General features: G+C 66.0%; 26 protein-coding genes and 1 pseudogene. 15 read left to right on the top strand and 12 right to left on the bottom strand.

Features of this window, described 5'->3' with window-relative positions:
• Positions 1-18: 18 nt before the first annotated feature.
• The 4 genes from AC2A1N_RS19630 (at position 19) to AC2A1N_RS19615 (ending at position 4227) form a co-directional block, all read left to right on the top strand.
• Positions 19-1323 (top strand): transporter, encoded by a 1305-nt coding sequence (locus AC2A1N_RS19630; RefSeq protein ID WP_227836742.1) that lies wholly within the window; start codon positions 19-21, stop codon positions 1321-1323.
• Between the two features lie 137 nt (positions 1324-1460).
• Positions 1461-2600 carry an SPFH domain-containing protein gene (locus AC2A1N_RS19625; protein ID WP_061478323.1) on the top strand — a complete coding sequence of 380 codons (1140 nt, stop codon included), beginning with the start codon at positions 1461-1463 and terminating at the stop codon, positions 2598-2600.
• A 20-nt stretch (positions 2601-2620) separates the two neighbouring features.
• Positions 2621-3973 (top strand): TFIIB-type zinc ribbon-containing protein, encoded by a 1353-nt coding sequence (locus AC2A1N_RS19620; protein WP_242890936.1) that lies wholly within the window; start codon positions 2621-2623, stop codon positions 3971-3973.
• Positions 3970-4227 (top strand): hypothetical protein, encoded by a 258-nt coding sequence (locus AC2A1N_RS19615; protein ID WP_061478325.1) that lies wholly within the window; start codon positions 3970-3972, stop codon positions 4225-4227. Before AC2A1N_RS19620 ends, AC2A1N_RS19615 begins: the two co-directional genes overlap by 4 nt.
• 93 nt (positions 4228-4320) lie before the next feature.
• Here the strand turns inward: AC2A1N_RS19615 and AC2A1N_RS19610 are convergent, their stop codons facing one another.
• Both AC2A1N_RS19610 and AC2A1N_RS19605 read right to left on the bottom strand, forming a co-directional pair.
• Positions 4321-5217: a tyrosine-protein phosphatase gene (locus tag AC2A1N_RS19610; RefSeq protein WP_242890935.1), complete on the bottom strand. Its 897-nt coding sequence runs from the start codon at positions 5215-5217 to the stop codon at positions 4321-4323.
• A 17-nt stretch (positions 5218-5234) separates the two neighbouring features.
• On the bottom strand, positions 5235-7523 hold the full coding sequence (locus AC2A1N_RS19605; protein WP_242890933.1) for a TonB-dependent receptor: 2289 nt from the start codon (positions 7521-7523) through the stop codon (positions 5235-5237).
• Positions 7524-7646: 123 nt separating this feature from the next.
• Here AC2A1N_RS19605 and AC2A1N_RS19600 point away from each other — a divergent pair, with 123 nt between their 5' ends.
• The 6 genes from AC2A1N_RS19600 (at position 7647) to AC2A1N_RS19575 (ending at position 12713) form a co-directional block, all read left to right on the top strand.
• Positions 7647-8291: a TetR/AcrR family transcriptional regulator gene (locus AC2A1N_RS19600; protein ID WP_242890931.1), complete on the top strand. Its 645-nt coding sequence runs from the start codon at positions 7647-7649 to the stop codon at positions 8289-8291.
• An 82-nt stretch (positions 8292-8373) separates the two neighbouring features.
• A complete protein-coding gene (locus AC2A1N_RS19595) occupies positions 8374-8943 on the top strand; it encodes an AprI/Inh family metalloprotease inhibitor (RefSeq protein ID WP_180867125.1) in 570 nt (189 codons plus the stop codon).
• 69 nt (positions 8944-9012) lie between these two features.
• The gene (locus tag AC2A1N_RS19590) at positions 9013-9972 is read left to right on the top strand and encodes a cation diffusion facilitator family transporter (RefSeq protein ID WP_061480302.1); all 960 of its coding nucleotides are present in this window, start codon (positions 9013-9015) and stop codon (positions 9970-9972) included.
• A gap of 72 nt (positions 9973-10044) precedes the next feature.
• A complete protein-coding gene (locus tag AC2A1N_RS19585; protein WP_061480329.1) occupies positions 10045-10680 on the top strand; it encodes a DNA-3-methyladenine glycosylase in 636 nt (211 codons plus the stop codon).
• Positions 10680-10874 carry a hypothetical protein gene (locus AC2A1N_RS19580; protein WP_061480303.1) on the top strand — a complete coding sequence of 65 codons (195 nt, stop codon included), beginning with the start codon at positions 10680-10682 and terminating at the stop codon, positions 10872-10874. The genes AC2A1N_RS19585 and AC2A1N_RS19580 overlap by 1 nt, the downstream gene beginning before the upstream one ends.
• A gap of 120 nt (positions 10875-10994) precedes the next feature.
• The gene (locus AC2A1N_RS19575) at positions 10995-12713 is read left to right on the top strand and encodes a sensor domain-containing diguanylate cyclase (RefSeq protein WP_242890929.1); all 1719 of its coding nucleotides are present in this window, start codon (positions 10995-10997) and stop codon (positions 12711-12713) included.
• On the opposite strand, the gene xth is transcribed toward AC2A1N_RS19575, so the two are convergent.
• Positions 12714-13505, bottom strand: a complete 792-nt coding sequence (xth, locus tag AC2A1N_RS19570; RefSeq protein ID WP_154350895.1) for an exodeoxyribonuclease III — start codon at positions 13503-13505, stop codon at positions 12714-12716.
• Positions 13506-13665: 160 nt separating this feature from the next.
• Between xth and AC2A1N_RS19565 the strand changes: the two genes are divergently transcribed.
• A complete protein-coding gene (locus AC2A1N_RS19565) occupies positions 13666-15252 on the top strand; it encodes an alpha-amylase family glycosyl hydrolase (protein ID WP_484373211.1) in 1587 nt (528 codons plus the stop codon).
• Here the strand turns inward: AC2A1N_RS19565 and AC2A1N_RS19560 are convergent.
• Entirely contained in the window at positions 15222-16208 is a 987-nt protein-coding gene (locus tag AC2A1N_RS19560) for a TIGR03885 family FMN-dependent LLM class oxidoreductase (protein ID WP_242890909.1), read from the bottom strand. The two genes, AC2A1N_RS19565 and AC2A1N_RS19560, sit on opposite strands and share 31 nt — an antisense overlap.
• Before the next feature lie 59 nt (positions 16209-16267).
• Here AC2A1N_RS19560 and AC2A1N_RS19555 point away from each other — a divergent pair, with 59 nt between their 5' ends.
• The 3 genes from AC2A1N_RS19555 (at position 16268) to AC2A1N_RS19545 (ending at position 18218) form a co-directional block, all read left to right on the top strand.
• Entirely contained in the window at positions 16268-16651 is a 384-nt protein-coding gene (locus AC2A1N_RS19555) for a sensory rhodopsin transducer (protein ID WP_242890907.1), read from the top strand.
• A gap of 100 nt (positions 16652-16751) precedes the next feature.
• On the top strand, positions 16752-17618 hold the full coding sequence (locus tag AC2A1N_RS19550) for a glucose 1-dehydrogenase (RefSeq protein ID WP_019659796.1): 867 nt from the start codon (positions 16752-16754) through the stop codon (positions 17616-17618).
• A gap of 6 nt (positions 17619-17624) precedes the next feature.
• Positions 17625-18218 carry a mechanosensitive ion channel domain-containing protein gene (locus AC2A1N_RS19545; protein WP_061480309.1) on the top strand — a complete coding sequence of 198 codons (594 nt, stop codon included), beginning with the start codon at positions 17625-17627 and terminating at the stop codon, positions 18216-18218.
• Positions 18219-18334: 116 nt separating this feature from the next.
• On the opposite strand, the gene AC2A1N_RS19540 is transcribed toward AC2A1N_RS19545, so the two are convergent.
• The 3 genes from AC2A1N_RS19540 to AC2A1N_RS19530 are packed head-to-tail and all read right to left on the bottom strand — an operon-like array spanning position 18335 to position 20198.
• Positions 18335-18457, bottom strand: coding sequence for a hypothetical protein (locus AC2A1N_RS19540; protein WP_260619799.1), 123 nt, complete (start codon positions 18455-18457; stop codon positions 18335-18337).
• A gap of 13 nt (positions 18458-18470) precedes the next feature.
• On the bottom strand, positions 18471-19583 hold the full coding sequence (locus tag AC2A1N_RS19535) for a DNA glycosylase AlkZ-like family protein (protein WP_241776799.1): 1113 nt from the start codon (positions 19581-19583) through the stop codon (positions 18471-18473).
• Positions 19584-19595: 12 nt separating this feature from the next.
• Complete coding sequence (locus AC2A1N_RS19530) at positions 19596-20198, bottom strand: TetR/AcrR family transcriptional regulator (RefSeq protein ID WP_061480310.1); 603 nt, start codon at positions 20196-20198, stop codon at positions 19596-19598.
• Positions 20199-20436: 238 nt separating this feature from the next.
• On the opposite strand from AC2A1N_RS19530, the gene AC2A1N_RS19525 reads away from it, so the two are divergent.
• A complete protein-coding gene (locus AC2A1N_RS19525) occupies positions 20437-22632 on the top strand; it encodes a TonB-dependent receptor (RefSeq protein WP_242890903.1) in 2196 nt (731 codons plus the stop codon).
• A 121-nt stretch (positions 22633-22753) separates the two neighbouring features.
• On the opposite strand, the gene AC2A1N_RS19520 is transcribed toward AC2A1N_RS19525, so the two are convergent.
• From AC2A1N_RS19520 to AC2A1N_RS19500, 5 genes and pseudogenes are all read right to left on the bottom strand, one after another.
• Positions 22754-24187 carry an autotransporter family protein gene (locus AC2A1N_RS19520; protein WP_484373207.1) on the bottom strand — a complete coding sequence of 478 codons (1434 nt, stop codon included), beginning with the start codon at positions 24185-24187 and terminating at the stop codon, positions 22754-22756.
• Positions 24188-24354: 167 nt separating this feature from the next.
• The gene (locus AC2A1N_RS19515; RefSeq protein WP_484373205.1) at positions 24355-25182 is read right to left on the bottom strand and encodes a hypothetical protein; all 828 of its coding nucleotides are present in this window, start codon (positions 25180-25182) and stop codon (positions 24355-24357) included.
• A gap of 86 nt (positions 25183-25268) precedes the next feature.
• A pseudogene (locus AC2A1N_RS19510) lies at positions 25269-25401 on the bottom strand (autotransporter outer membrane beta-barrel domain-containing protein); the annotation flags it as partial.
• Positions 25374-25595, bottom strand: a complete 222-nt coding sequence (locus tag AC2A1N_RS19505; protein ID WP_242890899.1) for a hypothetical protein — start codon at positions 25593-25595, stop codon at positions 25374-25376. The gene AC2A1N_RS19505 and the pseudogene AC2A1N_RS19510, both read right to left, overlap by 28 nt.
• The gene (locus AC2A1N_RS19500) at positions 25595-25882 is read right to left on the bottom strand and encodes a hypothetical protein (protein WP_134967820.1); all 288 of its coding nucleotides are present in this window, start codon (positions 25880-25882) and stop codon (positions 25595-25597) included. Before AC2A1N_RS19500 ends, AC2A1N_RS19505 begins: the two co-directional genes overlap by 1 nt.
• Between the last annotated feature and the right edge of the window lie 136 nt (positions 25883-26018).

The raw sequence follows: 26018 nt of genomic DNA, 5'->3' as shown, positions 1-26018 counted from the left end.
ACAACGCAGGACACGAACATGCACACCTTGATGAGGATCACCCCGTTGGCGCTGGCGGCGCTGGCGGGCACCGCCTTTGCCGCACCGCCAGCGGCGGACGATGGCGCCGACGTGCAGGCACTGGCCAGCCAGCTGGAGCAGCTCAAATCCAACTATGCACAGGAAGTGCGGCGGCTGCGCGAACTGGACATGCAGGTGCAGGCGATGCAGGCGCGATTGAGTGGACGCACCGGGCCCACCGGGCCGGGAACGGCGGCGGCAACGGGCGCCGCAGTCGAGCATGGCTCGACGCTACAGACGTCGCAGGGTAGCGAGGGCTACGCCAGCACGGCGGCCGAGGCACAGCAGGCGAAGCAGGAATCGCGGCGCAGCGTGGATGACGTGAAACAACAGCAGTCGGCCCTCTTCTCGCGCCGCTTCACCGTCGAGAACAGCCTCACCTACGCCCGCTACGACCGCAAGCAGCTCACCCTCAATGGTTTCCTGGCGCTGGACGCGATCTTCCTCGGCAACATCGCCATCGAGAACGTTGAATCCGATTCGCTCACCTACAACCTGGCCGCACGTTGGGGTGTCAGCCCGAACCTGACGCTCAACCTGGACGTGCCTTACCTGGCGCGGCGCACCGTCTACCAGAAGGGCGGCGCCGGCGGCGCGGCGGCCGCGATCGCGCAGGAAGAAACCAATGGCAACGGGCTGGGCGATATCGGTTTGAGTGCGAACTACCGCTTGTTCGGCGAACGCGGCTGGCGCCCGGAAACGGTGCTCACCGCCGGAGTCACCGCCCCTACCGGGCGCGCACCCTACGGTCTGGACTGGAAGGTGATCGAGCGCGACGACGATGACTACATCCGCTTCGCCGTTCCCAGGGAACAGCCCACCGGCAATGGCGTGTGGCAGGCCAATGTGGGCCTGTCGATGGTCAAGACCGCCGATCCGGCAATCCTGTTCGCCAACGTTGGCTATGTGCATTCGTTCCCGCGTGGTTTCAGTGATATCGACAGCAACCCCGACACGGTCAACCCGGGTGACGTGAAGCTCGGCGGCGCGGTCTACTTCGGCGCTGGCGTGGCCTTTGCGTTCAACGAGCGCACCAGCCTCAGCCTGTCCTTCAGCGACCGCATCAGCGCCCGCGCTTCCACCCGTTTCCAAGGCGGGAAGTGGATGAAAGTGATCGGCAGCGACGCCAACGCGGCATCACTGAATCTGGGCGTGACCTACGCGCTCAACCAGCACACCACACTGGTGACCCTGCTCGGCATCGGGCTGACCCCGGATGCACCGGACTTCACTCTCGCCTTCAAGATCCCGTACATGTTGTAGAGACAGCGCCAGGCACGGTCCTGCGCCCCGGCAGGGCCTGGATTCATCTTCCGGCACCACAGCGGTCCCTGCCCGCTGCTATATTCAGCCCAGCTCGGCAGGCATGGTGCCTGCCCTCGAATCACAGGGAGTTGGACATGGGTCTGGTACAGGCGGTGAAGGGTGCGGTCGGTGGTGTGCTGGCCGACCAGTGGAAGGATTTCTACACCGTGCCCACGGGCCTGCCCTCGACGGCGGCCCTGTTCGCGGCGGTGCCGCGCGGCACCAACGCCGGCCGCGGCTCCAACACCAGCGGCTCGTCCAACATCATCAGCAACGGCTCGAAGATCATCGTGCCGGAGGGCTACGGCCTGCTGCTGTTCCAGGACGGCGCGATCACCGCGTTCGTCGCCGAACCGGGCGGCTACGAGTGGCGTTCGGACGACCTGAACTCGCAATCGATCTTCGCCGGTGACGGCCTGGTCAGCACCTTCATCAAGCAGAGCTGGGAACGCTTCAAGTTCGGCGGCCAGCCCGGTTCTCAGCAGGCGGCTTATTTCGTCTCGCTGAAGGAGCTGCCGGACAACCGCTTCGGGACCCAGTCGGAAATCTACTGGGACGACGGCTTCCTCAATACCCAGGTGGGTGCAGTCACGCGTGGCTCGTACACGCTGAAGATCGTCGACCCGATCCTGTTCGTGAAGAACTTCGTGCCGGCCAGTTACCTGCAGCCGGGCCAGGTGTTCGACTTCACCGACCTGGACAACGCCGCCGCCAGCCAGCTGTTCAATGAAGTGGTCGGTTCGCTGGCGCCGGCTTTCAGCCTGTACACGAACGATCCGGGCAAGGGCAACCGCATCACCAGGCTGCAGCAGGACTCGCTGGGCTTTGCACAGAGCCTGTCGGCCGCCGTCGAGCAGGGCTACCAGTGGAAGTCGGATCGCGGCCTGGCCATCGTCAAGACCGCCATTGTCTCGATCGAGTACGACGCCAACACCCGCGAACTGCTGAAGACCGTGCAGCGCGCCGATGCCCTGTCGGGTTCGCGCGGTAATTCCAACCTGCAGGCGAGCGTCGCCCAAGGCATCCAGTCGGCCGGCGAGAACGGCGGTGCGGCTGGCCTGGTCGGTGTCGGCATGGCCTCAGGCATGTTCGGTGTCGGCGGCATGCAGCAGCCGGTCACGCCGGCTGCCGACGATCCGGTGGCCAAGCTGAAGAAGGCCAAGGAAATGCTGGACCTGGGCCTGATCACCCAGGGCGACTATGACGCCCTGAAAGCCAAGGCGCTGGGCCTGTAACAGCAGGACGCACAACCCACATGTCCGATCCCAGAAACGGCCCACCGCCGCTGCCCGGATCCGTGCCCGCGACGCCGCCGTCCTTGCCGGCGGCGTCGTTGGATGGGCCCGGTTCGCCGCAGGACGTCCCTCCCCTGCCCGGCAGCTTCCCGCTGGACACCTCGAAACTGCCACAGGCCATCCGCGATGAAGTGGAAGCGCCCGATCCTGTGGCCATTGATACCTCGGCCAGCGAGCTGAAGGACGGCCTCAACCGCTGCCCGAAGTGCGGCGCCACCGACATCCGGCCCAAGGCCGGCACCGATATCCTCATCTGCCTGTACTGCCGTCACGAATGGCATGGCGCGCGGGTCGAGGAGGAATTCGGGCTGGGCGAGGCCATCCACCAGTTGCGTGGCACGGTCATCGCCTCCGGCGCGCGTGACATCGACGCCGACACCTCGGCGTTGATGACGTTCAAGTGCACGGGCTGCGGCGCCGAAGTCACGGTCAACACCGAAAGCACGATGACGGCGCGCTGCCACTGGTGCCGCCACGTCTTCGGCGTCAACGAACAGATCAGCAATGGTGCGGTGCCCGACGCGGTGCTGCCCTTCCACATCAAGAAGGACGATGCGGTCGCGCGCATCCGCCAGTTCGTCGACAAGCGCCGCATGTTCGCGCTGAAGGCGTTCAAGGAGCAGTTCACCCCGGAAAACGTGGTGGGCGTGTTCCTGCCCTACATGATCGTGGACAGCAACGTCAGCGTGGCCGTGGCCGGCAAGGGCGAGATCCAGACCCGGCAATACACGGTCGGCAGCGAGAAGAACAAGCGCACCCTGTACGACGCCGATGTCTACCAGGTCGAACGCCAGGTGGATTTCACGGTTGATGACCTGCCTCTGGAATCCTCGGCCGAGCGCGGCAATCTGGATACCCGCGCCAACACCAACAACATCATCAACACCATCCTGCCGTTCGACACCAAGAACGCGGTGAAATGGAACGCCTCATACCTGGCTGGCTTCACCTCCGAGAAGCGCAACCTGGATGTGGAAAAGCTGCGGCCGCGGCTGGAAGACCAGCTGCTGTCGATCGCCCGCGCGCAGGTGGAAGGGTCGGTGAGGCGCTACAACCGTGGCGTGCGCTGGGAACAGGAACAGCTGGAGGTGCATGGTACGCGCTGGGTGTCGATGTACCTGCCGGTGTGGTTGTACTCGTATCACCAGCCCGGAAAGAACGGCGGCATGCTGCACTACATCGCGGTGAACGGCCGTACCGGCGAAACCATGGGCAGTGTGCCCGTGCAGCAATGGAAGATGCTGCTGGCGGCCCTGGCCACCGGCACCGTCATTGAAGCCCTCGCAATTGCCTTCCTGGTGGCATCGACATGAGCGACGACAGTGGCCTCTGGCTGTTGGCGGCAGGTCCGGCCGGCGCAACCGCGCTGTACTGGGCGCTGTACCGCTATTACCGCAACACCGACAAATCGCACTCCTTCGAGCACGAGACCGAGATCGAGGCCAAGCCGGTCACCGGCTCGGACCAGCAGGTCGGCCGGGTCACCGGCACCGAGGAAAAGCGCATCCGCGGTGACAATGTGTATGAGTACCGGAAACGGGTGGCAAGGGTGAAGCCGGATCAGTAGCGCCAGGCCATGCCTGGCTGCGGGTCATGCCGGCCGATGGCCGGCATCCCTTCGGTATCTGCACGTCAACCGGCCAACAGCCGGCACGACCTATCAGCCAGCCTGACCCAGCCGCACCTTCAACTGCTGGATCTCCTGCTCGCTGACCCCGATCGACTTCAGGTACCCTTCCGCACCACCGTACTGACTGTGCAGCGCCGCCAGGAACTGCTCCATGTTGTCCGGCGCAGTACCGGCCATGCCCGCCAACTTGCGGCCGATCTCCGGGTTCTGCTTGACCAGCGCCATGATCTGCGCGTTCATCGCGCTATCCTTCGGCTGCCCTTCCAGGTAATGCGCGGAGATCGCGTAGTTGTGCACGATCTCGGCCTTCGGCACGCCGGCCAGGTCCAGCAGCAGGCCTGCGATGATGCCGGTGCGGTCCTTGCCGGCCGTGCAATGGAACAGCACCGCACCGTCCTGCTGCGCGGCAATGCGCTGGAACACCTGCTTGAACTGCGGCTGGCTGTGGCCCAGCCACTGCACGTAGGCTTCGCCCAGCGAATCCGGGAAGCTGGTCATCATCTTCTGCAGGTCCATCTTCTCGGTGCCCATCAGGGAGATGCGCTGATAATCGAAACGATCATCGCGGGCCAGCAGGTCCGGCGACTGTGCCTCCTCATCGGCGGTGCGCAGATCGATGTCCAGCTTCACACCGGCGGCGACCAGGGCATCACGGTCGGCTTCGGTCAGGCGGCCGAGATCGGCGGTGCGCACGAATGCATCGGCCGGAATCGGACCGTGGCGGCCCTGGAGGCCGGCGAAGGTACGTACATTCCAGGCACCCTGCAGCGGAATCACCCGTTGTGCATCGGCAGCGACCGGCTTCACATTGGCGGCGGCGGAGGCCTTCGCGGCGACGGCGTGTGGCGCATCAGCGGCAACAGCCGTCGCGGCCAGCGGCAGGCTCAGCATCAGGGCCAGGGCGAGTTCGGTATGGCGGGTCTTCATGGGGTTCTCCGTTCGAATCAGAAGTTGACGGCCACATCCAGGCCGAAGGTGCGCGGGTCGTTGAAGATGCCGCTCTGGCCCAGTGCCGCGCTGTTGATCTTGTAGAACAGGTGCTGCTCATCCAGCAGGTTGCGTGCCCACAGCGAGAACGACATCGTGGTGCCGGTGCTGTTGACCGGCACATCTACCAATGCCACCCGTGCATTCACCACGAACGAGCTGTCGGTGAGCATCTGGTCGTACTCGCTGGTGTAGTAGCCGTCGGACCAGTTGCCGTCCACATGGAACTTCAGTGCCGAGAAGTTGGCGAATGGCACCAGATAGTCGACCGACAGGCTGCCCGCACTCTTCGGTGCCAGCAGCGGCTGCACGGTCACCTGCACGCCAGCGCCGAACGGGTCCGTCGCGGTCTGCGCATCGATCTTCGTGTAGGCGTAGTTGAGGCCGAGGGTGAGGTTGTCCACCGGCACCACGTTGAATTCCAGCTCCGCACCCCGGGACTTGCCATCGCTCAGTGCGTTGGTGGTGACCATGGTGGTGCGTGTTTCACCGCTGTTCGGGTCGAACGGCAGCGAGAAGTCCATCTGCTTGTGCGCGATGGTCGAATCGAACACGGCCAGGTTCAGGCGTGCACGGTTGTCCCAGAACTGCGATTTGAAGCCGAGCTCATAGGCCGTCACTTCCTCCGGACCGAAGGCCGCGTAATTGGTCGAACGTGAGTTGGCGCCACCCGCCTTGAAGCCGGTGCTGTACTTGGCATAGACCATGGCGTGTTCGCCAAGGTCGTAGGCAATGTTGACCATCGGGTCGAAGCGGCTCCAGCGGTCCTTGAACGCAAGGTTGGTGGCGGCACCGTTGACGATGTACAGGTTGCCCTTCTTGTCATCACGGGTGTAGCGACCGCCGGCGGTCAAGTGCAGGCGCTGCAGTGCTTCCGGTGTCCACGTGGCCTGGCCGAACACGCCCAGGCTGTCGGTCCACGCCTTGCTGGCACGGTCGATACGCACCCGGGAAAGATCCAGCGGATTGGTCGCGGGGTTCACCGTGTAGCTGTTGCCACCCGGCCCCCACACCAGCATGTTCGGGGTCTGTGCATTGTCGCCAGCGGTCTCGTGGTAGTAGAACGCACCGCCAAGGAACTGCACCTGCGAGGTGTTACCGATCAGCTGGAATTCCTGGCTGTACTGGTGCTGGTAGACCTGGGCCAGGCTGTAGCGGCCGAACGGCGTGCCGGCGCCACCATAGGCCGAGATCGCATCGACCAGGCCCATGTCGAACTGGCCCTGGGTCAGCTCGCGGTAGGAACTGATCGACTTCAGCTCAAGGTTGTCATTCAATGCCCACGACAGGTTCAACAGATGGCCGCTGGTGCGGCCGATATTGTCTTCCTGCGGCCCGCCCAGGATGGCGCTGTCGCGGCGGTCCTGGCTGGCACCTGCCTTCTGCAGCGGGCTGAGGTAGGCGCCTGGCACCAGCACCTGGGTGTGATACGGCGTGGTGGCATCGTAGGAGCGGTCGAAGGCGTACAGCAGCGAAAAGTCATCGCTCGGCTGCCACAGCGCGCTCAGGCGTGCGCCGCGCTTGTCGTAGCTGTTGAAGTCGCGCTCGCCGCGCATGGGATTTTCGGTGGTGCCGCCGCGCTTGGCCTGTACGGCGTCGATCTTGAAGCTGACATCGCCCACCTTGGGCAGGTCCAGGTGCAGCGCACTGTTGTACCCACTGAAGTTGGACACGCCGGCGCTTATGCTGCCGCCGAATTCACCGGTGGGCGCCTTGGTCACGATGCTCACTGCGCCGCCTTCTGTATTGCGGCCGAACAGCGTGCCCTGCGGGCCCTTCAGCACTTCGATGCGCTCCACGTCGTACAGCATGCTGCCCAGCCCCTGTGCGCGGCCCATGAACACCCCGTCGACGTAGAGGCCGACACCGGCATCGCGCGCCGGCTGGTTGGCGTCGCCGGAGGCGCCGATGCCACGGATGCCGATGTTCAGCGCAGAACTGCGGGTGGCGAACGGCGTGACCCGCAGCGAGGGAATGGAGCCATCGGACAGGCTGCCGAGCGATATCGCGCTGCGATCCTTCAGCGCTTCGGCGTCGACCACCGACACCGAGATCGGCGTGTCCTGCAGGTTGGTGGCGCGCTTCTGTGCGGTCACCGTCACCTGGTCCAGGGCGACCACGGTGCGAGCCGCATCGGCGGATGCGCCGGCGTCGGCGCCAGGGCTGTCTTCGGCATGGGCCAGCGTCGGCAGAGCGGCGGCGATGGCGAGGGTGAGCAACGGGCAGTGCAGCGTGGCGTGGCGCATCGGACTCATTCGCGGGAGGAGAGGACCGGCGCAGTCTGGGAGGCGGGAATTACAAATGAATGACCGTTCATTCACACCTTCTGTGACGTACTATCCCGCCTCTGGATGCCCCGACTTCACCCAATGACGCCGAAATCCGCCGTAGCAGTAGCCGCTGACGCCCCAGCCGCCGCCCATGCCGAATCCCAGCGCCGTCGCATCCTCGACGCCGCCCAGAAGTGCTTCATCACCCGCGGATTCCATGCAGGTTCGATCGGCGACATCGCCGCCGAGGCCGAGATCAGCCAGGGGCTGATGTACCGCTATTTCGCCAACAAGCGCGCCCTGATCCTGGCCCTGATCGAGCGCCAGCTGCGCCACGACCAGGCCTCGATCAGCCAGATGCCGGCGGCGTCGGATCTGGTCGATGGCCTGCTCGCGTGCTACCAGCAATGGGCACGCGGCGAGGTGCTGCCGATCCACGGCAATGCCATCGCCAGCGTGGCGCTGTATGCGGAAATCAACGCCGAGGCGCATCGCGACCCGGTGCTGGCCGGGGTGCTGCGCACCCATGACAAGCAGACCAGTGCCGCGATCCATGCCTGGCTGCGCCAGCGTGATGTCGATCAGGGCCGGAGCGTGGACGAAGAGCAGATTGCCGGACGCACCCTGCTGCTGCGGCTGCTGGTGGAAGGCCTGGCGATGCGTGCGGTACGCGACCCGGACCTGCCGCCGGAACGGGTACGCGCCCTGCTGGCCGATGCCATTGCGCGGGTGATGGCCGATTGAGGGGCGTTGAGGCGCGCCCTCACACCGCCTCCCGCCCTACCGGTTCGATACTCGCGCGATCCAACCTGCCGAGGATGCTGCAATGGCCGCCGTGCTCCCCCGTACCTGCCTGCTCGCGCTGTGCTGCCTGGCGCTGCCCGCCCTCGCCCAGGAGGCCTCGTTCGGCTTCGGCCAGCAGACCGCCCGCACCGACCAGACCACCCATTCGAGCAGCACCGAGATCCAGAACAGTGGCTCAATGACCACGCAGACCACTACCAGCGGCAGCTCGCAATCCGAGTCGCGCAGCGAAAGCAAAGGCATCGACGTGGGCTTCGGCGTCCATGACAACAACGACGACTGGCGCGATGACCGCGATACACGCGACAGCGACCTGGTCGGCAGCTGGACACTGGGCCAGGAGAACGGCAGCACCTGCACCATCGAGCTGAAGAACATCGAGTGGTTCGGCGGCTACAGTGCCTATGTGCCTGCCGGCTGCCCGGATGGCTTCTTCTCGGCCAACCGCTGGGTGCTGTCGGGCAACCAGCTGCTGCTGACAGACACCAGCAACACCGTATTCGGGCGCTTCCGCGCGTCGGGCGGCGGACGCTGGACGGGGTACCGTGAATCGGATGGTGCGCGCTTGTATCTCAATCCCAAGGGGCGCTGATCGCACCGTGCACGCAGCAGGCACGCGCTGATCGGGAATATCAGGCATCCGCCCCACCCCGCAGCTGACATGTCCGCTCCCTCCGGCTCCCGTCTCGTCATCTATGCCGCACTCGCCGGCAACCTCGCCATTGCCATTGCAAAGTTCGTCGCCGCCGGCATCTCCGGCAGCTCGGCCATGCTCAGCGAAGGCGTGCATTCGCTGGTCGACACATTGAATGAACTTCTGCTGCTGTACGGGCTGCGCCGTGCCGGCAAGGCGCCGGATTCCCTGCATCCGTTCGGCTATGGCCGCGAGCTGTACTTCTGGAGCTTCATCGTCGCCCTGCTGGTGTTCGCGGCCGGTGCCGGCGTTTCGGCCTACGAGGGCATCCAGCACATCCGCAGGCCGGAGCCGGCCACCAACCATGCGTTGAGCTACAGCGTGCTGGGCATTTCCATCCTGTTCGAGGGTGGCTCCTGGTGGGTGGCGCTGCGCGAGTTCCGGCGTACCAAAGGCAAACTTGGCTACTTCGAAGCCTTCCGCCGCAGCAAGGATCCTTCCACCTTCACCGTACTGCTGGAAGACAGCGCTGCGTTGCTCGGGCTGGGCTTCGCACTGATCGGCCTGGTGGCCGCGCAGGTGCTGGACATGCCGGTGCTTGATGGCGTTGCGTCACTGTGCATCGCCGGCGTGCTGGCCGCCACCGCCTTCCTCCTGGCCCGTGAGACCAAGGGCCTGCTGGTCGGAGAACCTGCCCATCCAGCAGTGGCCGAGCGGATCATGGCGGTGGCCGAAACCGATCCGGACCTGCGCCGCGCCAATGGCGTGACCACCATGCAGATGGGCCCGGAACAGGTCGTGGCCATGCTCAGCGCCGAGTTCGAGGATGACCGCCGGACCCCGCAGATCGAAGCCTGCATCACCCGCATCGAAACGGCGGTGAAGCGCGAGTATCCGGAACTGGTGGCACTGTTCATCAAGCCGCAGACGCCGGAGGTGTATGCCGCCCGGCGCGCTGCATTGGCCGCACCGCCTGCGCCGGAATGACGCGGCGTCCGCGCCCGTTTCACCTGATCGATGCCACAGTGCCACGGTCTTTCACCCGAGCCTGCCACCACCGTGCCGGATTGGTTGCCCGCCTCCCTGCAGATCCTGCCGCGCCGCTTCTACCGGCGTCCATCGACCGACGTTGCGCCGGAGTTGCTCAACAAGCTGCTGGTGCGCGACGATGGTCGCGCTGGCCGCATCGTCGAGGTTGAAGCCTATGCCGGCAGCGACGATCCCGCCGCGCACTCCTATCGCGGGCCAACGCCGCGCACGGCCAGCATGTTCGGTGAGGCCGGCCACCTCTATGTCTACTTCACGTACGGCATGCACTGGGGCAGCAACGTGGTCTGCGGAGAGGTCGGTGAAGGCGTGGCGGTGCTGCTGCGGGCCATCGAGCCGTTGCTGGGCCTGGAGCGTATGCGCGAACTGCGCCCCGCCGCGCGCCGCGACCACGATCTGGCCAGTGGCCCCGGCAAGCTCTCGCAGGCCTTCGGGTTGGACCGCAGCTTCGACGGCGCCGATCTGGTAACAGGCAGCCATGGCATCGTGATCGCCAGCGATGGCACCCCGCCTCCGTCCGACCCGGAAGTTGGTCCACGCATCGGCATCACCCGAGCCGTCGATTTCCCCTGGCGATGGCACGTCCGTGACCACCGTCACGTATCGGTGCGGCGACGCCGCATCTCCGCCCCCGCAAGGAAACGTTGATGACACCTCTCGACAAGCCGTTGCGACGCGAACTGGAGATCGATGGCCAGCCCTACACCCTGACTGTGGACCCTGAAGGCCTGAAGCTGGCGGAGAAGGGGCGACGCAAGGGCATTGCGTTGCGCTGGCAGGATCTGGTGTCCGGGGACGCGGCACTGGCAACCGCATTGCAGGCGTCGCTGCGCGAGCACTGAACCGGCGCACCCAGCTCACGTCGGCATCACCCAGCCATGGCGATACATAACGCCGCACCTACTACGTTAGTCCCAGACAGCCGCCGCAACCGCCCTCGCCACCCAGCCCTGAAAAGCGCCATGGACGAAGCCGAACGACTGCTCGAAATCGAACGACTGCACCTGTTGGATACGCCGCCGGAGCCGGTGTTCGATGCCATCGTCGCCGCCGCCCGCGCCGCAACCGGCATGACCATGGGCCTGATCAGCGTGGTGGCCGAAGACCGCCAGTGGTTCAAGGCCAACATCGGCCTTGAGGGCGTCCGCGAAACGGCCCGCGAAATTTCCTTCTGCACCCATGCCATACGCCAGGACGAGCTGTTCGAGATACCCGATGCGCGCCAGGACCCACGTTTCTCCACCAATCCCCTGGTGACGGGTGGGCCGCGTATCCGCCACTACGCTGGCATCCCTCTGGGCTCGGCGCACGGCGCACGTATCGGCACGCTGTGCCTGCTCGACCCGATGCCCGGTGTGCTGTCCCCCTCCCAGCGCGAACTGATGGTGCATCTGGCGCGGGTCACCACCCAGGTGCTGGAACAGCGCAGCACCCTGATGGCGCAGGTGGGCCAGGCCAAGGCGCTGCACCGCGAGCTGAAACGCAGCGAGGACTTCCTGGAGCGTACCAACCGTGCCGCACGGGTAGGCGGCTGGGAGATGGACCTGCTGACCAACGATGTGCGCTGGACACGGGAAACCAAGCAGTTGCATGGCGTACGCAGCAACTTCGAGCCTACGTTGGAGACCGCACTCTCGTTCTATCGCGAAGACAGCCGCAACATCATCCGGGCAGCAGTGCAGCGTTGCATCGACGAAGGCGCTTCCTGGGAAGTACAGCTACCGATGACCACCGCCGACGGTCGTGCGATCTGGACCCGGGTCGTTGGCAGCCGGCAACAGGTCGACGGCCATCCGCGCCTGGTCGGGGCGATCCAGGACATCACGGACGAGCGAGCCGCGCTCGACGCGCTGGAAGCGAGCGAAACCCGCTACCGGCGGTTGTTCCACTACAGCCTGGGCCTGATCTGCACCCACGCGCTGGACGGCACATTGACCTCGGTGAATCCCGCGGCGGTGCAGTCGCTGGGCTTCGAGGAAAGCCAGATGATCGGGCGCAGCCTGTGTGACCTGATGCCGCCGGAAAAACGCGAGGGCTTCAAGGCCTACCTCGCTCGGATCCGGGCAAATCACACCGACGCTGGCGTGATCGAGCTGATTGCCGCCGACGGTACGCGCCACTACTGGGCGTACCACAACGTGCTCGACAGCGAGGCCAGCCCGCCCTACGTGCTGGGACATGCACAGGACGTCACCGCGCTGCGGATGCAGGAGCAGCAGCTGCGCGAAATGTCCTTCAAGGATCCGCTCACCCAGTGCTACAACCGGCGCTACCTGCACCGGCTGGATGAACTGATTGACGAGCGCTGGGCCTGCGTGATGTTCGACCTGGACCACTTCAAGCACATCAACGACACCCAAGGCCACCGGCGTGGCGACGCCGTCCTGGTCGAGTTCGCCACGTTCCTGCGCTCACCGCTGGGCAAGGATGAGACAGTGGTGCGACTGGGCGGCGACGAATTCATGGTGGTACTGGTCGCGCCCGCGGACGGCCGGTTGAGCGAACTGGAGCATTGGTACCAGGACCACGCCGCGCTCTCGCCCAGCGCGTTCTCGATGGGTGCGGCCATCAACACGCCCGGCGAGCCGGTGGCCGACACCATCCAGAAAGCGGACAGCCGCCTGTATCGCACCCGCGCACGGGTACGCCGCGAGCGACGCGAGGACCCCGCCGCGCGTTGATCACGCGCTTACCGTCACCCAGGCCGGCGCGTGGTCGCTGGCCTTTTCCTGCAGGCGTACCCAGCGGTCGACGCCAGCGTCCTTCAGTCGCTCCGCCAGTACGGGGTTCAACAGCAGATGATCGATGCGCAACCCACGGTCGCGCTCGGCATGCTGGCGGAAATAGTCCCAGAAGGTATAGATCGTGGCGTCGCCGTGCACCTCCCGCACCGCATCGGTCCAGCCCTGCGCCAGCAGTCGTTCAAAGGCTTCGCGCACTTCAGGCTGGAACAGCGCATCGCGGCGCCAGGCCTTCGGGTCATAGACATCGGCGTCCGTGGGAATCACGTTGAAATCACCCAGCAGCAGCGCCGGATGCGGCAGCTCGACCAGGCTGCGCGCATGCCGGATCAGGCGCTCCATCCAGCGCAGCTTGTAGTCGAACCTGGGCCCGGGCTGCGGGTTGCCGTTGGGCAGGTAGAGGGCACCCACGATGACCCCATGCGCCGCCGCCTCCAGGTAGCGGCTCTGGGTGTCCTTGGGCTCGCCCGGCAATCGGCGGCGGCTCTCGACCGGCGTGGTCCCTCGTGCCAGCAGCGCCACGCCGTTCCACCGCGCCTCGCCCTGCCAGAGCGCGCCGTAGCCCGCCTCTTCCAATACTGAAGCCGGAAACGCGGCGTCGGTCGCCTTCAGTTCCTGCAGGGCAACCACATCCGGCGATTCCCTGTGCAGCCAGTCCAACAGCTGCGGCAAGCGTGTGCCGATGCCGTTGACGTTGAACGTGGCAATGCGAAGCGTTTTACGTCGGGCCATGCAGGAAGACTCCTCGGCGCCGGGAATGAGCATTCACTGTGCGCGCCCGCGCATGCAGAGTCCGTGGATGCCATGTCATGACAGGGTGCCATCCGTTTCACGAACCGCTGCCACGGGCGACAGCAGGCTGGTCACCCGTGGCCAGTGACGGAGAAGCCCCATGGCGGTGCGCCCGCTGCGCGCGATCTACCAGGTCGACCCCTACCTGTTCCGCGACAGCAATGGGCGCGGCTGGGGCACCCTGGATGGCATCACGGAAAAGCTGGACTACCTGCAGTGGCTCGGTGTCAGCCACCTGTGGCTGCTGCCGTTCTATTGCAATGCCGGCCGTGACGGTGGCTACGATGTCACCGATCACTACCGCATCGATCCACGCCTGGGTGACGAGGCGGCGTTCCAGCGCCTGGTCGATGCTGCCGACGCACGCGGTATCGGCATCATCGTCGAGCTGGTCATGCAGCACTCTGCCAGCGCCCACCCGTGGTTCGTCGCCGCGCAGCGGGGCGACCCGGCATGGCGCCGCTGGTACCTGTGGAGCGACCACGTGCCCGACGACGGCCTGCAGCCGATGTTCCCACCGATCGAGGCGTCTGCCTGGACATGGGACGCCGAGGCCGGCGCGTTCAACCGTCACATGTTCTACCGGCACGAGCCAGACCTGGAGCTGGCCCATGCGCCAGTACGCGACGAACTGCTGCGGGTGATGGCGTTCTGGATGCAGCGCGGCGTGACCGGCTTCCGCGTGGATGCGGTCCCGTACATGGTCGAGCGCGCCCGCCACGCGGACCCGCGCGACGACGGGTTGTGGCTGCTGGAGGAAATGCGCGCCACGGCAGATGCGCAACAGCCAGGCCTGCCGCTGATCGGCGAAGCGGATGTCCGCGCGTCCCGCTACGGTGACTTCCTGTGCCAGGGGCGGCGGCTTTCGCACCTGCTCGACTTCCATCTGAACAATCATTTCTTCCTGGCCCTGGCGCGCGGCGACGCCAGCGAAGTGGCCCGGGTCATGGCCGAATACGGATCGCAGGCGCCGCCGCACACCCGCATCGCCTGGCTGCGCAACAATGATGAGCTTGACCTGGAGCAGCTGCGGCCCGACGAACGCGAAGCGGTGATGGAGCGCTTCGCGCCCGAACCTGGCATGCGCATCTATGGCCGCGGCATCCGCCGCCGGCTGGCGCCCATGCTGGACGGCGACACCGCGTGGCAGGCCATGGCCTGGGCCGCACTGCTGTCGCTGGGTCAGGTGCCGGTGATCCGGTATGGCGAGGAAATCGGCCTCGGCGACTGCCTGGAACTGCCCGAGCGCAACGCCGTGCGGATGCCGATGCACTGGCACGATCGCCCAGGGGCGGGGTTTACCGATCAGCCACGGCATGCGTGGCGCGCGCCTCCGGCAGACGGCGCTTACGGTTACCGGACGGTGAATGTCGAGGCGCAACGCGCGACGCCCGGCTCGCTGCTGCGGCGTGTGCGCGAGCTGCTGCAGCAACGCAATGCCCATCCCGTGCTGCAGCAGGGGCCACACACGCTCGATCCACCCTCTCCCGCGCTGCTGATGCTCCGCTACGGCGACGCACCCCGCCAGGCGCTTGCACTGATCAACTTCAGCGACAACCCGGTTGAGGTGGACGTACCCCTGCACGGCCCGCTGCACACGCTGGTGGGCCACGGCACCACCATGCAGGATAACCGCTGCTTCCTGCAGGGCCACGGCTATGCGTGGCTGGCCGCCGAGGGCGTCTGAGTGCGCAGTGCGGGCAGCACGTGTTCGGCGAAGTCGTCGATGAAGCGGTCCTGCTCGCGGTTCACGTTGTGCAGGTAGATGCGATCGAAGCCCAGTGAGTGCAGTTCCTGCAGCCAGGCCCGGTGTTGGCCAAGATCCGCCGAGACATGCACGTGCTGGCGCAGCACCTCGGCACTGACCGACCGGGCCTGTGCCTCGAACTGCTCGGGCTGGTCCAGGCCTTCGGCCAGTTCCGGTGGCAGCACATTGGCGCTCCACTGCTCCATCGCGCCTTCCAGTGCCGCCTGTTCGGCACGCGCGTAGGAGAGCTTGGCCTGCAGATACATCGGCTTGCCCCTGCCACCGCCCTGTTCGAACGCCGCCACCACACGCCGCAACTGCGCCAGTGGCTGGCTGATGGTGATCAGGCCATCGGCCCAGCCCCCCATCCAGCGTGCGGTTTCCTCAGTGACGGCCGCCCCCAGTAGCGGCAAGGGCAGCGCCGGGCGACTGTAGAGCCGTGCCTGGCGCACCTGGAAGCCGCCGCTGTGGTCGACCCGCTCGCCGCCCCACAGCCGCCGCATCACCTCGGCAGCATCGCGCAGCGCCTTCTGCCGCTCGCGCTTGGCTGGCCACGGCTGGCCGGTGATGCGCTCGTTCAGGGCCTCGCCGGTACCCAGCGCCAGCCAGATCCGGCCCGGCGCCAGCTGCTCCAGCGTCGCCGCTGCCTGTGCCACCAAGGCCGGGTGCTGGCGCAGCATCGGGCACGTCACCATGCCCAGGGTCAACGCGCTCTGCACCGCCAGCGCGCCGGCCCACACCCAGCTGTGGCCCGACTGCCCTTGTGCGGTCGTCCACGGGTGGAAATGGTCGGAGCACATCAGGGCCTCGAATCCCGCCTGTTCGGCGCGCAGCGCCAGGCCCAGCAAGGTGGCGGGCGGGAACTGCTCATGCGATGCGTGGTAGCCGATGGTCATCACGGATTCCGTGCGGGGACTGGACACGATGGCAACACCCCTCCAGCTAAAACCGCGTCATGGAAACGAACGCTTCCTGCATCGGGCATCGACGCTGGGCTATCGCCGAAGGCTACATTCCGGCCTGGAGCAACGGCCCGTCACCGGAGATGCAGAGTCACGAAACATGCTGCGTCCTCAATGCCGGCAACGAGGACGCACATGTCACCCTGACCCTCTACTTCGAGGACCGCGATCCGGTGGGCCCCTACCGGATCACGGTGCCGGCACGGCGCACCTGCCATCTGCGCTTCAACGACCTGCAGGATCCGGCACCTGTGCCGCGCGGCACGGGCTTCGCCACCCTCGTCGAATCCGACCAGCCGATCATCGTGCAGCACACGCGGCTGGATTCACGGCAACCGGCCAACAGCATCATGACCACCATCGCGCATCCAGTGTGAAGCCGCGCGCGCAGGCGTCCACGCTGCAACGACACCGCGCCCTCCAGCCGTTTACCCGCTTGGAGGGAGACTGGCGCCGGTTTCCTTTCGGAGAGTGACGATGGCCCTGCCCGACTACCCACGCCCGCCCTTCCCGGCCCAGCAGCAATCCTTCCCCGGCAAGACTGCGCAGATGCAGCCCCGGCCAGACCACGGCGAGGACAGTTATCGCGGGCATGGCCTGCTGCAGGGCAAGAAGGCACTGATCACCGGCGGTGACAGCGGTATCGGCGCGGCGGTGGCGATCGCTTTCGCGCGCGAAGGCGCCGACGTTGCCATCGCATTCCTCGATGGCGAGCAGGACGACGCCCGCCATGTGCAGCAGCAGATCGAACAGGCCGGGCGCAAGGCCGTGCTGGTGCCCTGTGACATCAGCGACCCGGCGCAGGCGCGATCGCTCGTAGACCGCGTGGCCAGTGAACTGGACGGTCTCGACATCCTGGTCAACAACGCGGCCTACCAGCGCTACTACGAGCACTTCGACGACATCACCCTGGATGACTGGAAGCGGACGTTCGATACCAACGTGCATGCCGTGTTCAATCTGACCCGGCTGTGCGTGCCACACCTGCGCGGTGGCGGTGCGATCATCAACACGGCGTCGGTCAATTCCAAGCGACCGACGCCGAACATCCTTCCCTATTCTGCAACCAAAGGTGCCGTCGCCAACCTGACGCTGGGGCTGGCCGGGCTGCTCGCCGAGCATCAGATCCGCGTCAATGCCGTGCTGCCCGGCCCGATCTGGACGCCGTTCATTCCCGCAGGCATGGCCGCCGAAGAGGTCGAACAGTTCGGCGCACAGACGCCGTTCGGCCGCCCCGGACAGCCGGCCGAGCTGGCCTCGGCCTATGTGATGCTGGCTTCGGACAGCGCCAGCTACACCTCCGGTGCGCTGCTGACCATCTCCGGCGGCGCGGCAACACTGTGACCCCTCATGGCCGGACTGCCCGCCTGGATCGAGGACTGGCTGACCGTCGTTGTGCCGGTGGCCGAGGTGCTGGCCATCCTCGGCGTCGCATGGGTGATGGTGCATGCCCTGGCGTGGCTGCTGGTGCAGGCGCGGCGGCGCGGCAGGCTGGCACCAGAGCTTCATGTGGGCCTGCGCCGCGGCGGTGCCTTGCTGCTGTATCTGGCGGCCGCGCTGCTGATACTGGAGCGACTGGGCGTGTCGCGCTCGGTGCTGTGGACCGCGCTGACCGGGTTCATGGCGGTCGGTGCGGTGGCGTTCTTCGCCGCGTGGAGCGTGTTGTCCAACCTGTTCTGTTCGTTCCTGATCGTCGCCACGCGCCCGTTCCGCATCAATGACACCATCGAAGTGCTGGAAAGCGTGGACAAGCCGGGCTTGTGCGGTCAGGTGGTTGATATCAACCTGATCTACACCACGCTGAGTGATCGTGGCGACGGCGCGCGCGGTTGCCTGCTGCGCGTGCCGAACTCGCTGTTCTTCCAGCGCATCACCCGGCACTGGGGTGACGGCGGCTATTCCCAGCTGCCAGGAAGCGTGCCAATCAAAGGCAAGGTGCGCTGAGTAGCTGTAGAGCCGAGCCCATGCTCGGATTGCTGCGCGCAGCGCTCGGTGCGCGCGACTTGAACGGAGTGCAGCCGAGCGCGGGCTCGGCTCTACAGGTGCCATAGCGGGCGGCCCTATTCCGCCGCCAGTGCCTGGATAGGGTCCAGCTGTGCAGCACTGCGTGCCGGGAAGCAGCCGAAGCCCAACCCGATCACAGACGAACACACCAACGCGGCCAGCACCAGATAGGTACCCATGCGCCGCTTGGCGCTACAGGAACTCCGCCATGCGCTGCAGCTCGTCGTCCAGCGCGCCACCAAACACCTTGTCGCGGGCCAGCGACTTGCCGGCATAACCCACGCTCGACACCAACTCACTGTCGCGCACGCTCAGGTTGGCCCAGCCCACTACCTGGTCGTGCCACAGCACCGGCAGTGCGTAGTAGCCGTACTGGCGTTTCGGCGCAGGCGTGTACGCTTCGAACTTGTAGACCCAATTCCACAACAGCTCGAAACGGCGGCGGTCCCATACCACCGGGTCGAACGGCGCCAGCAGGCGCACCTGCTCGTCTGGCGCGTGCCGGCGCGAGCGTGGATTTTCGTCTGCCGGCCAGTACCAGGTGGTGCCCTCCAGCGTGCAGCTGGCCAGCTGCTGCTTGGCCAGCGCCAATGCCTTGCGGGTCTGCTCGGCCAGATGCGGTGCACCATAGCCCAGCAGGCGCACCAGATAGGTAAGGCTGGCCGATGGCAGCGGCGCGTACTTGCGCACCACCAGATCAATCAGGGCAGCGGCGCGTTCGATCTGTGCCTGCTCGCTGGCATCCGGTTCGGCGTGCTCGGCCACTGCATAGATGCGCGTGCCACTATCACGCCGCTGTACGCGCAGCAGGCCGCGGTAGTGCATGCCGTCCAGCAGATGCGTGCTGGCGTTGCTGGTGCCGCCCCAGTAGTTGGTCACCCGCCCATGCGCAAACGCCTGGTCGACCTCGCGGGGGTGTACGCTGCCGCGCTCGCGCACGAACGCCAGCACCTCGGCCGCGCGGCGATGGGTCTCGGCGTCCCACTCGCGCTTGGACACGCGCGGGTGCATCAGCGCCAGATGCTCGCGCGGCAGGAAGCCGTAGTTCACCAGGCAGTCCTCTTCCACCGGCAAGCGCGCATAACGACGTTCAAGATCACCCGCGCGATAGTCCTTCACCCGGTGCCGCAGGGTCAGATCCTGCGCGCGTGCCGGTGCCCGGATCGGGTCGGCCTGCACGAAGCCCAGCTTCCGGATCGCGGTCAGCAGCGTGGTCGGCTTGAACAGGGTGCGCGCCACCGCATAGCGGCGCAGATCTTCAAAGGTGGGCGTGGCTGGCATGGCCGCATTGTAGATCCACGCCATGCGTGGATGGCATCACGGTGACCCGTCCGCGTCCTCCGCATCCAACAACTGCAACGACCCGATCACCAGCGCCCGCATGCCCTGCTTGAACTCGGTGATCACCTGGCCTTCTTCGTCGTCCGCAATCGCGTAGATGGTGTCGGCACCGGCGATGCAATAGAACGCGATCGTGGCCAGCAGCCAGCGTGCCTTGTCCATCGGCAGGCCGAACACTTCGGCCACATGCGCCTGGTGCGAGGCAATCTTTTCCAGCATCGGCGCGGTCGCCACCGTGCGCCGCAGCAGGTATGGCGGCAACCCGGGATGCGCCTTCACCACCTCGCACAACGATTCCACGAACACCATCAGATAGCCCTGCAGGCCGCCCGCCGCATCGGCCGACGCGCGCGGGACCTGCCAGCGCTGGAACACGGCTTCGGCCACCAGCCGCTTCAACGCCTCCAGGTTCGCCACGCGCTTGTACAGCGCGGCCTGGGTCACCGCCAGTTCGGCGGCCACGTTGGCCATGGTCAGGTTGGGCAGACCCAGGCGGATGCCGATGTCGGCCAGGCGCTCGGGGGTGATGGTCGGTGGACGGCCGCGAGGCGGCACCGTGGTTTCGCGTTGCGTGCTCATACCCTGCCGAGGGTGCCAGCAAAGGGACCCTCTTGTCCGCTTCGGTCTCTTTAGTTTAATTTACTCAACTAATTCGGAATGCGTCTGGTTCGCAATCATGGCGCCGTCCGGATCGAGCCCGTGGCTCACTTCCCGCCAGGTCCCCACCCAGCCGACAACCCCGCGCTGCGCCCTCCCCCGTGCTTGCCGTTGGCCGCGCGCCAGGCGCGCTCGCCCTCGCGATTCACAGGACCCTGGCATGACCGTATCCCCCTTCTCCGCTTCACAGAACCAAGCTGCCGCCGTGTCCTGCAGCCAGCCACTTCCACACGGGCTGGCCCGGCGCTACCGCGCATCGGCGCTCGCGCTTGGCCTGATGGCATCGTGTGCCGCGCTGGCCGAAACCGCGCCGTCCACCCTGCCCTCGGTGCAGGTACAGGAACAGCGCCGCGTGACCGGCGACTATGCCGGCGGCCAGGTGGCCGCCGGCGGCCGTATCGGCCTGCTCGGCGACAAGGACTTCATGGATACGCCGTTCAGTACGGTCAGCTACACCGAGTCCTTCATCCGCGACCGCCAGGCCAAGGACCTGACCGACGTCATCGCCGCCACCGACCCCACGGTGTTCAGCAACGGCGTCACCGGTTCCTGGAGCGAGAACTACGCAATCCGCGGCTTCGCCTCCAGCACCAGCGACACCACCTTCAACGGGCTGAGTGGCATGGCGCCCTACTACCGCACCTCGCCGGAAATGTTCGAACGCATCGAGGTACTGAAGGGCCCCTCCGCGCTGCTCAACGGCATGCTGCCGGGTGGTTCGGTCGGCGGCAGCGTCAACCTGGTGCCCAAGCGCGCTGGCGAGCAGCCGCTGTTGCGGGTCAGCGCCAACTTCGCCTCCGACGCGCAGTTCGGCACCCATGTGGACATGGGCCGTCGGCTCGGCGCGGACAAGCAGTTCGGCATCCGCTTCAACGGCGCGTACCGTGATGGCGATGGCGCCGTGGGCAAGCAACGCAAGAAGGTCCAGCTCGGTTCGCTGGCACTGGACTGGCGCGGCGAACGTGCGCGGCTGTCGGCCGATCTGTACAGCGCCGATGACCGTGTTGACGGCCCCGCACGTGGCGTCGGCCTGGCACCCGGCGTCGCCATTCCGCGGCCGCCGCGTGGCGATACGCTGATCAACCCGGACTGGGCCTACGTGGACAGCCAGGACAAGGGCGCGATGCTGCGCGGCGAACTGGATATCAGCGATACCCTGATGGCCTACCTGGCCTACGGCACCAGCAGGACCGACTACCGCTACAACGGTTCGATCAGCGCGCAGATCCTCAACCCGGCCGGCGACTTCACCACGGTGATCGGCCAGCTCGCCTTCGATATCAGGAAGCAGTCCGGCGATGCCGGCCTGCGCGGTTCGTTCCGGACCGGCAGCGTCGGCCACCAGTGGGCTGCCAACGTGACCCACTACCAGCACACCCAGAACGACTACGGCCGCCGCAGCGTGCCGGGCTGGGACTGGACCACCAACCTCTACAACCCGGTGTGGGGCCCGGCCGCGCCGTTCGTAGCGCCGCACATCTCGCATACCGAACTGCAGCTGGACAGCCTCGGCGTTGCCGATACCCTGTCCTTCGCCGATGAGCGCGTGCAGTTGACCCTGGGCGTGCGCCGCCAGCAGGTGGTCAGTGAGACCTTCAACGTCGCCACGGGTGCACGCACCTCGCGCTACGACGAGAGCGCCACCACCCCGGCAGCGGCGCTGCTGGTGAAGGCCACCGACACGATCTCCCTCTACACCAACTACATCGAGGGCCTCAGCCAGGGCGCCACCGCGCCGATGACCGCCGCCAATGCCGGCGATGTATTCGCGCCGTTCCGCACCAGGCAGAAGGAGCTGGGCCTGAAGCTGGACCTGGGCCGCTTCGCGCACACCTTCAGCCTGTATGAAATCAAGCGCCCCAGCAGCTACACCGACCCGGTCACGAATATCTTCTCGTTCGGCGGCGAACAGCGGAACCGGGGCATGGAATGGGGCTTCTTCGGTGCGCCGCTGGACGGCGTGCGCCTGCTGGGCGGCGTGGGCTATGTGCAGCCGAAACTGACCCGCACGGCGGGCGGCGTGAATGAAGGCCGCATGGCCACGGCAATTGCGCAGCGGCAGGCCAAGCTGGGCGTGGAGTGGGATGTGCCCGCGCTGGAAGGCCTGACCCTGACCGGTAATGCCACGGCGATGTCGAAGCAGTACATCAGTGCCGACAACCGCCTGTCGGTGCCGGGGCGCACGTTGTTCGACGTGGGCGCGCGCTACAGCACCACACTGGCCGGCAGGCCGCTGGCGCTGCGCGCCACGGTGAACAACGTGACCAACAAGGCGTATTGGGGCATGCCGTTGCTTTCCAGCCTGGCGCTGGGGGCACCGAGAACGGCTTTGTTCTCGGCAACCATGGATTTTTGAGAAGTTATCCACGCATGGCGTGGATCTGCTGTGGAGCCGAGCATAGACTCGGCTCTCCAGCAGCAGCCGGGGTCAGATCCCCTTGCCTTGGCAAGGGGATCTGACTCCGATGCAGGCTCACTTACCAGGCCATGCGCAAACCCACTTGACCACCCACGTTGCGATAGCCGCGGTCACCGCGCTGCACGCTCAGGCCGCCCCACGCGCCCCAGCGCTGGCCCAGCTTCAGCTCGGCACCGGCCTGCACTTCGTAGCGGTTGCGCGGCACGTCCGCGCCCAGCGTGTCACCGTTGAACTGCAACGTACTGGTTCCGCTGCCACGCAGCCAGTTCACGCCCAGGTACGGCTGCACGGTGTTGCCGGCGGCAGTGCCATGACCGAACACGCGCACGCCCAGGCGCCCGCTCAGGCCACCGGCATCGGCGTGGTTGAGCACCGTGCCATTGCGCTCCACGTGGCGATCGGCGCGGAAGTCAACATGACTCAGCTGCAGCTGCGGCTGCACATACAGTGCGCTTGCGGCACCCTGCCACACGTTGAAGGTGTAGCCGGTCTCCAGCGACGCACTGGCCATGCGCGAATCGTAGTGCTCCGGCGCCAGGCCGATGCCCTGCACCCGGTTGTCGAATCGGCCGTATTGCAGGGTCGCATCCACATACGCGCCTCGCGTGCCATCGGCCTCCTGCAACCAGGTGCCGTACACGCCCACCGCGCTGCCACGCACCCGACCCTTGGCACTGTAGCCAGTCAGATCAGACACTGCGCTGCTGTCGGCGCGACCACTGCCCAGCATCACCCCGGCAGCCGCGTTGCCACGCCGCAGCAGGTCAGTACCGATCTGCAGCACCGAGGTGTTGCTGTTGGCCAACAGCTGGCCACCCACCACGGTGAAGTTGGCCTGACCATGCCCGACCCGTGCCCAGGCATTGCGTGCATCACCTCCATCCAGGCTGCCCAGCCGATCACTCAGCCGGTGGCTGAACATGCCCAGCGCAGCGATTTGATTGGCCAGGTAGACACCGGCCTCCGGGCGCAGCACAGACGGCGGAGTGACCGGGTCAACCGGGTCAACCGGGTCAACCGGCTCGATCGGCTCGATCGGCTCGATCGGCGCACAGCCCGGCGCCAACGGATCGACCTCGCACGGATCGGGCGTCGTCGGCAATTCGGAACGCAGGTACCAGTTGCCTTCACCGCCGGCCACACCACCCTTGTGCAGGAAATACTCGTTGGTGCCGGCAACGGTACGCCCAGCAAGCGTATAGCTCGCATCCGACCTGCCATCGACCTGGATCACGGTGATGCCTTCAAGCGTCGCTGCACCCACACCGCCGACGTTGGACACGTAGACGCGCGCATCGCCATGGGTGTCACCCACCACATGCAGGCGATCCACGGCCGAGTCATCGCCTTCCAGCGCCCCACGGAAGTAGAGGTGCGCATCCTCCGTATGCAGATCACCCTCAACCGTCAGCGAGTTGAAGCGCGCTCCCTCGGAAAGATGCAGCGCACTGCCGCGGACATCAAGCGATCCGACACGCGAATCTCCACTCAACGCCCAGGTACTACCATTCTCCAGCCACAACGAACGCACGGCGTCCGAACGTCCCGTCCACGTTGACGCACCGGACAGCCGCACGTGCAGATCCGCCGCCGCGCCGACAGGGCTCGACGTAACGCCCGGTGCCGAAACAATATCGCCGCGGATTTCCGAGCCTCCGCTCAGCACGACATCGACGCGTCCGCTAGCTGCTGGATCCCGGGATACCGCTGTGCCATTCCCGCCATACAGGAATGCGCCGTTGGACAATTCAATACGGGTGTCGCCGCTACCTTCAATGCGCACTGAGCCATGCTTTTCACTGAAAACCACCGTGCCATCCAGCTGCAGCTGGCTGGCATCGCGCAGTACCGCGCCCCACGCGCCTGCCCCAGAGCCATCACATCAGTGCGTTGCAACTGGACGTGGCTGCCTCCTGTGGCGACGATACCGTGTGCCGCATTTCCCGAGGTCTGCACTGTCGCCTGCGACAACGCGAGCTGCGCGTTGTCCAGGTCGACACCCCTTGCAGCGTCACCGCGGGTTTCAATGGCGATCTGCGTTCCATCGAACCCCGCCGCCACTGCCGCAATACCCGCCGCGCCATGACCCGTGGTCAGAATGCTGCTGGAGCGACCCAGGAACACGGCGCTGCCCGCTCCCTCCACGCGCACGCCGGCAGCTTTCTCACCCTGGGTTGACAAGTGGATGCCGTCGTCCCCGAAGATCATGCCGCCATTAAGTGCATGGAAGGCGTGCTGGGCAGGATCAGTGGTGACATAGTCACCCGCTGCAGGCATTTTGAAGTCCTCACCCGCGATGCTGCCATCAGCGACAACATGCTGTGCCATGGCCAGCGGGATGTGAAACAGGATGCCGGCCAATGAGGCGGCAAGGAGATGACGAGGTGGCGCCGAACGCATCGATGCTTCTACTTGTTGTGTATCCGGAGAAAAGGCGGATTTCAGAAGCGGCCACTGTGTCAGTTCACCCAGAGCATCTGAATACAACTTGTTTCAAAGTTGATCACGACAAACTATGGCGATCTACGCCATTCATTGTCAGCTACCGCTGATTCGTCGCACCCAGACAGACATCACCAGGCCATGCGCAGACCCACTTGGCCGCCCACGTTGCGATAGCCACGGTCACCGCGCTGCACGCTCAGGCCGCCCCACGGCCCCCCAGCGCTGGCCCAGCTTCAGCTCGGCGCCGGCCTGCACTTCGTAGGCGGTGTGGTCATATTCGCCTTGGCGATAAGACCTGACGCGTCCGGCGAAATGTTGCCTGCGTACAACCCCGTCGAAGCCTCGCCGGAGATCCGCAGGTGCGACCGGCCGATCCTTGCGCCGTCCACATGGTTGCTGGCCATCACCACGGCGTCGGACATCATCCCTTCAGTCTCGACCGGGCTGTCGTCCATCACCAGATAGCCATGGTGATGATGTCCATCTCCACGCCAGGCCAGCGATCGCGACTGCCGATCACGGTGGCGTCGTAGACCTCCAGCGACCGATCGAACCAGAGACCGTGTGCGGCAATCTCAACGCCGCACAGGTAGGACACCTCTACAGCCGGATCACCCGGATCTGCCGGGCGCGGAATGCTCGGGCAAGGCACGCCGGGAGGAGCGGCGGCCACCGATGCTGCGGGCAGAACCAGGGCCAGCACCAGTGCTGCCGCCAGAGGCTGTCGGGTGAGGTTGTTCATGGCGTCCAGGAATCGAAAGGTGTTATGCCCGGAAACTTTCGCGCCGTACGCCACCGAATTCCATGCAACTTGCTGCAAATCCATCCGCACTACGAACGCTGCAGCCAGCTAAACAAGACATGCCCCATCGCGATTG

It is taken from the genome of Stenotrophomonas maltophilia group sp. SKK55, assembly GCF_057179845.1.
This window is presented reverse-complemented; position numbering and strand designations above follow the sequence as displayed.

Excerpts from the sequence above, each read along its gene's own strand:
- AC2A1N_RS19620 (WP_242890936.1), top strand. The coding sequence starts at position 2,621 with ATGTCCGATCCCAGAAACGGCCCACCGCCGCTGCCCGGATCCGTGCCC.
- AC2A1N_RS19530 (WP_061480310.1), bottom strand. The coding sequence starts at position 20,198 with ATGAGCACGCAACGCGAAACCACGGTGCCGCCTCGCGGCCGTCCACCG.
- AC2A1N_RS19505 (WP_242890899.1), bottom strand. The coding sequence starts at position 25,595 with ATGGACGACAGCCCGGTCGAGACTGAAGGGATGATGTCCGACGCCGTG.
- xth (WP_154350895.1), bottom strand. The coding sequence starts at position 13,505 with ATGGCCCGACGTAAAACGCTTCGCATTGCCACGTTCAACGTCAACGGC.
- AC2A1N_RS19575 (WP_242890929.1), top strand. The coding sequence starts at position 10,995 with ATGGACGAAGCCGAACGACTGCTCGAAATCGAACGACTGCACCTGTTG.
- AC2A1N_RS19595 (WP_180867125.1), top strand. The coding sequence starts at position 8,374 with ATGGCCGCCGTGCTCCCCCGTACCTGCCTGCTCGCGCTGTGCTGCCTG.
- AC2A1N_RS19625 (WP_061478323.1), top strand. The coding sequence starts at position 1,461 with ATGGGTCTGGTACAGGCGGTGAAGGGTGCGGTCGGTGGTGTGCTGGCC.
- AC2A1N_RS19500 (WP_134967820.1), bottom strand. The coding sequence starts at position 25,882 with ATGAACAACCTCACCCGACAGCCTCTGGCGGCAGCACTGGTGCTGGCC.
- AC2A1N_RS19605 (WP_242890933.1), bottom strand. The coding sequence starts at position 7,523 with ATGCGCCACGCCACGCTGCACTGCCCGTTGCTCACCCTCGCCATCGCC.
- AC2A1N_RS19525 (WP_242890903.1), top strand. The coding sequence starts at position 20,437 with ATGACCGTATCCCCCTTCTCCGCTTCACAGAACCAAGCTGCCGCCGTG.
- AC2A1N_RS19550 (WP_019659796.1), top strand. The coding sequence starts at position 16,752 with ATGGCCCTGCCCGACTACCCACGCCCGCCCTTCCCGGCCCAGCAGCAA.
- AC2A1N_RS19590 (WP_061480302.1), top strand. The coding sequence starts at position 9,013 with ATGTCCGCTCCCTCCGGCTCCCGTCTCGTCATCTATGCCGCACTCGCC.
- AC2A1N_RS19610 (WP_242890935.1), bottom strand. The coding sequence starts at position 5,217 with ATGAAGACCCGCCATACCGAACTCGCCCTGGCCCTGATGCTGAGCCTG.
- AC2A1N_RS19555 (WP_242890907.1), top strand. The coding sequence starts at position 16,268 with ATGGAAACGAACGCTTCCTGCATCGGGCATCGACGCTGGGCTATCGCC.
- AC2A1N_RS19535 (WP_241776799.1), bottom strand. The coding sequence starts at position 19,583 with ATGGCGTGGATCTACAATGCGGCCATGCCAGCCACGCCCACCTTTGAA.
- AC2A1N_RS19540 (WP_260619799.1), bottom strand. The coding sequence starts at position 18,457 with ATGGGTACCTATCTGGTGCTGGCCGCGTTGGTGTGTTCGTCTGTGATC.
- AC2A1N_RS19630 (WP_227836742.1), top strand. The coding sequence starts at position 19 with ATGCACACCTTGATGAGGATCACCCCGTTGGCGCTGGCGGCGCTGGCG.
- AC2A1N_RS19580 (WP_061480303.1), top strand. The coding sequence starts at position 10,680 with ATGACACCTCTCGACAAGCCGTTGCGACGCGAACTGGAGATCGATGGC.
- AC2A1N_RS19560 (WP_242890909.1), bottom strand. The coding sequence starts at position 16,208 with ATGACCATCGGCTACCACGCATCGCATGAGCAGTTCCCGCCCGCCACC.
- AC2A1N_RS19615 (WP_061478325.1), top strand. The coding sequence starts at position 3,970 with ATGAGCGACGACAGTGGCCTCTGGCTGTTGGCGGCAGGTCCGGCCGGC.
- AC2A1N_RS19600 (WP_242890931.1), top strand. The coding sequence starts at position 7,647 with ATGACGCCGAAATCCGCCGTAGCAGTAGCCGCTGACGCCCCAGCCGCC.
- AC2A1N_RS19545 (WP_061480309.1), top strand. The coding sequence starts at position 17,625 with ATGGCCGGACTGCCCGCCTGGATCGAGGACTGGCTGACCGTCGTTGTG.
- AC2A1N_RS19565 (WP_484373211.1), top strand. The coding sequence starts at position 13,666 with ATGGCGGTGCGCCCGCTGCGCGCGATCTACCAGGTCGACCCCTACCTG.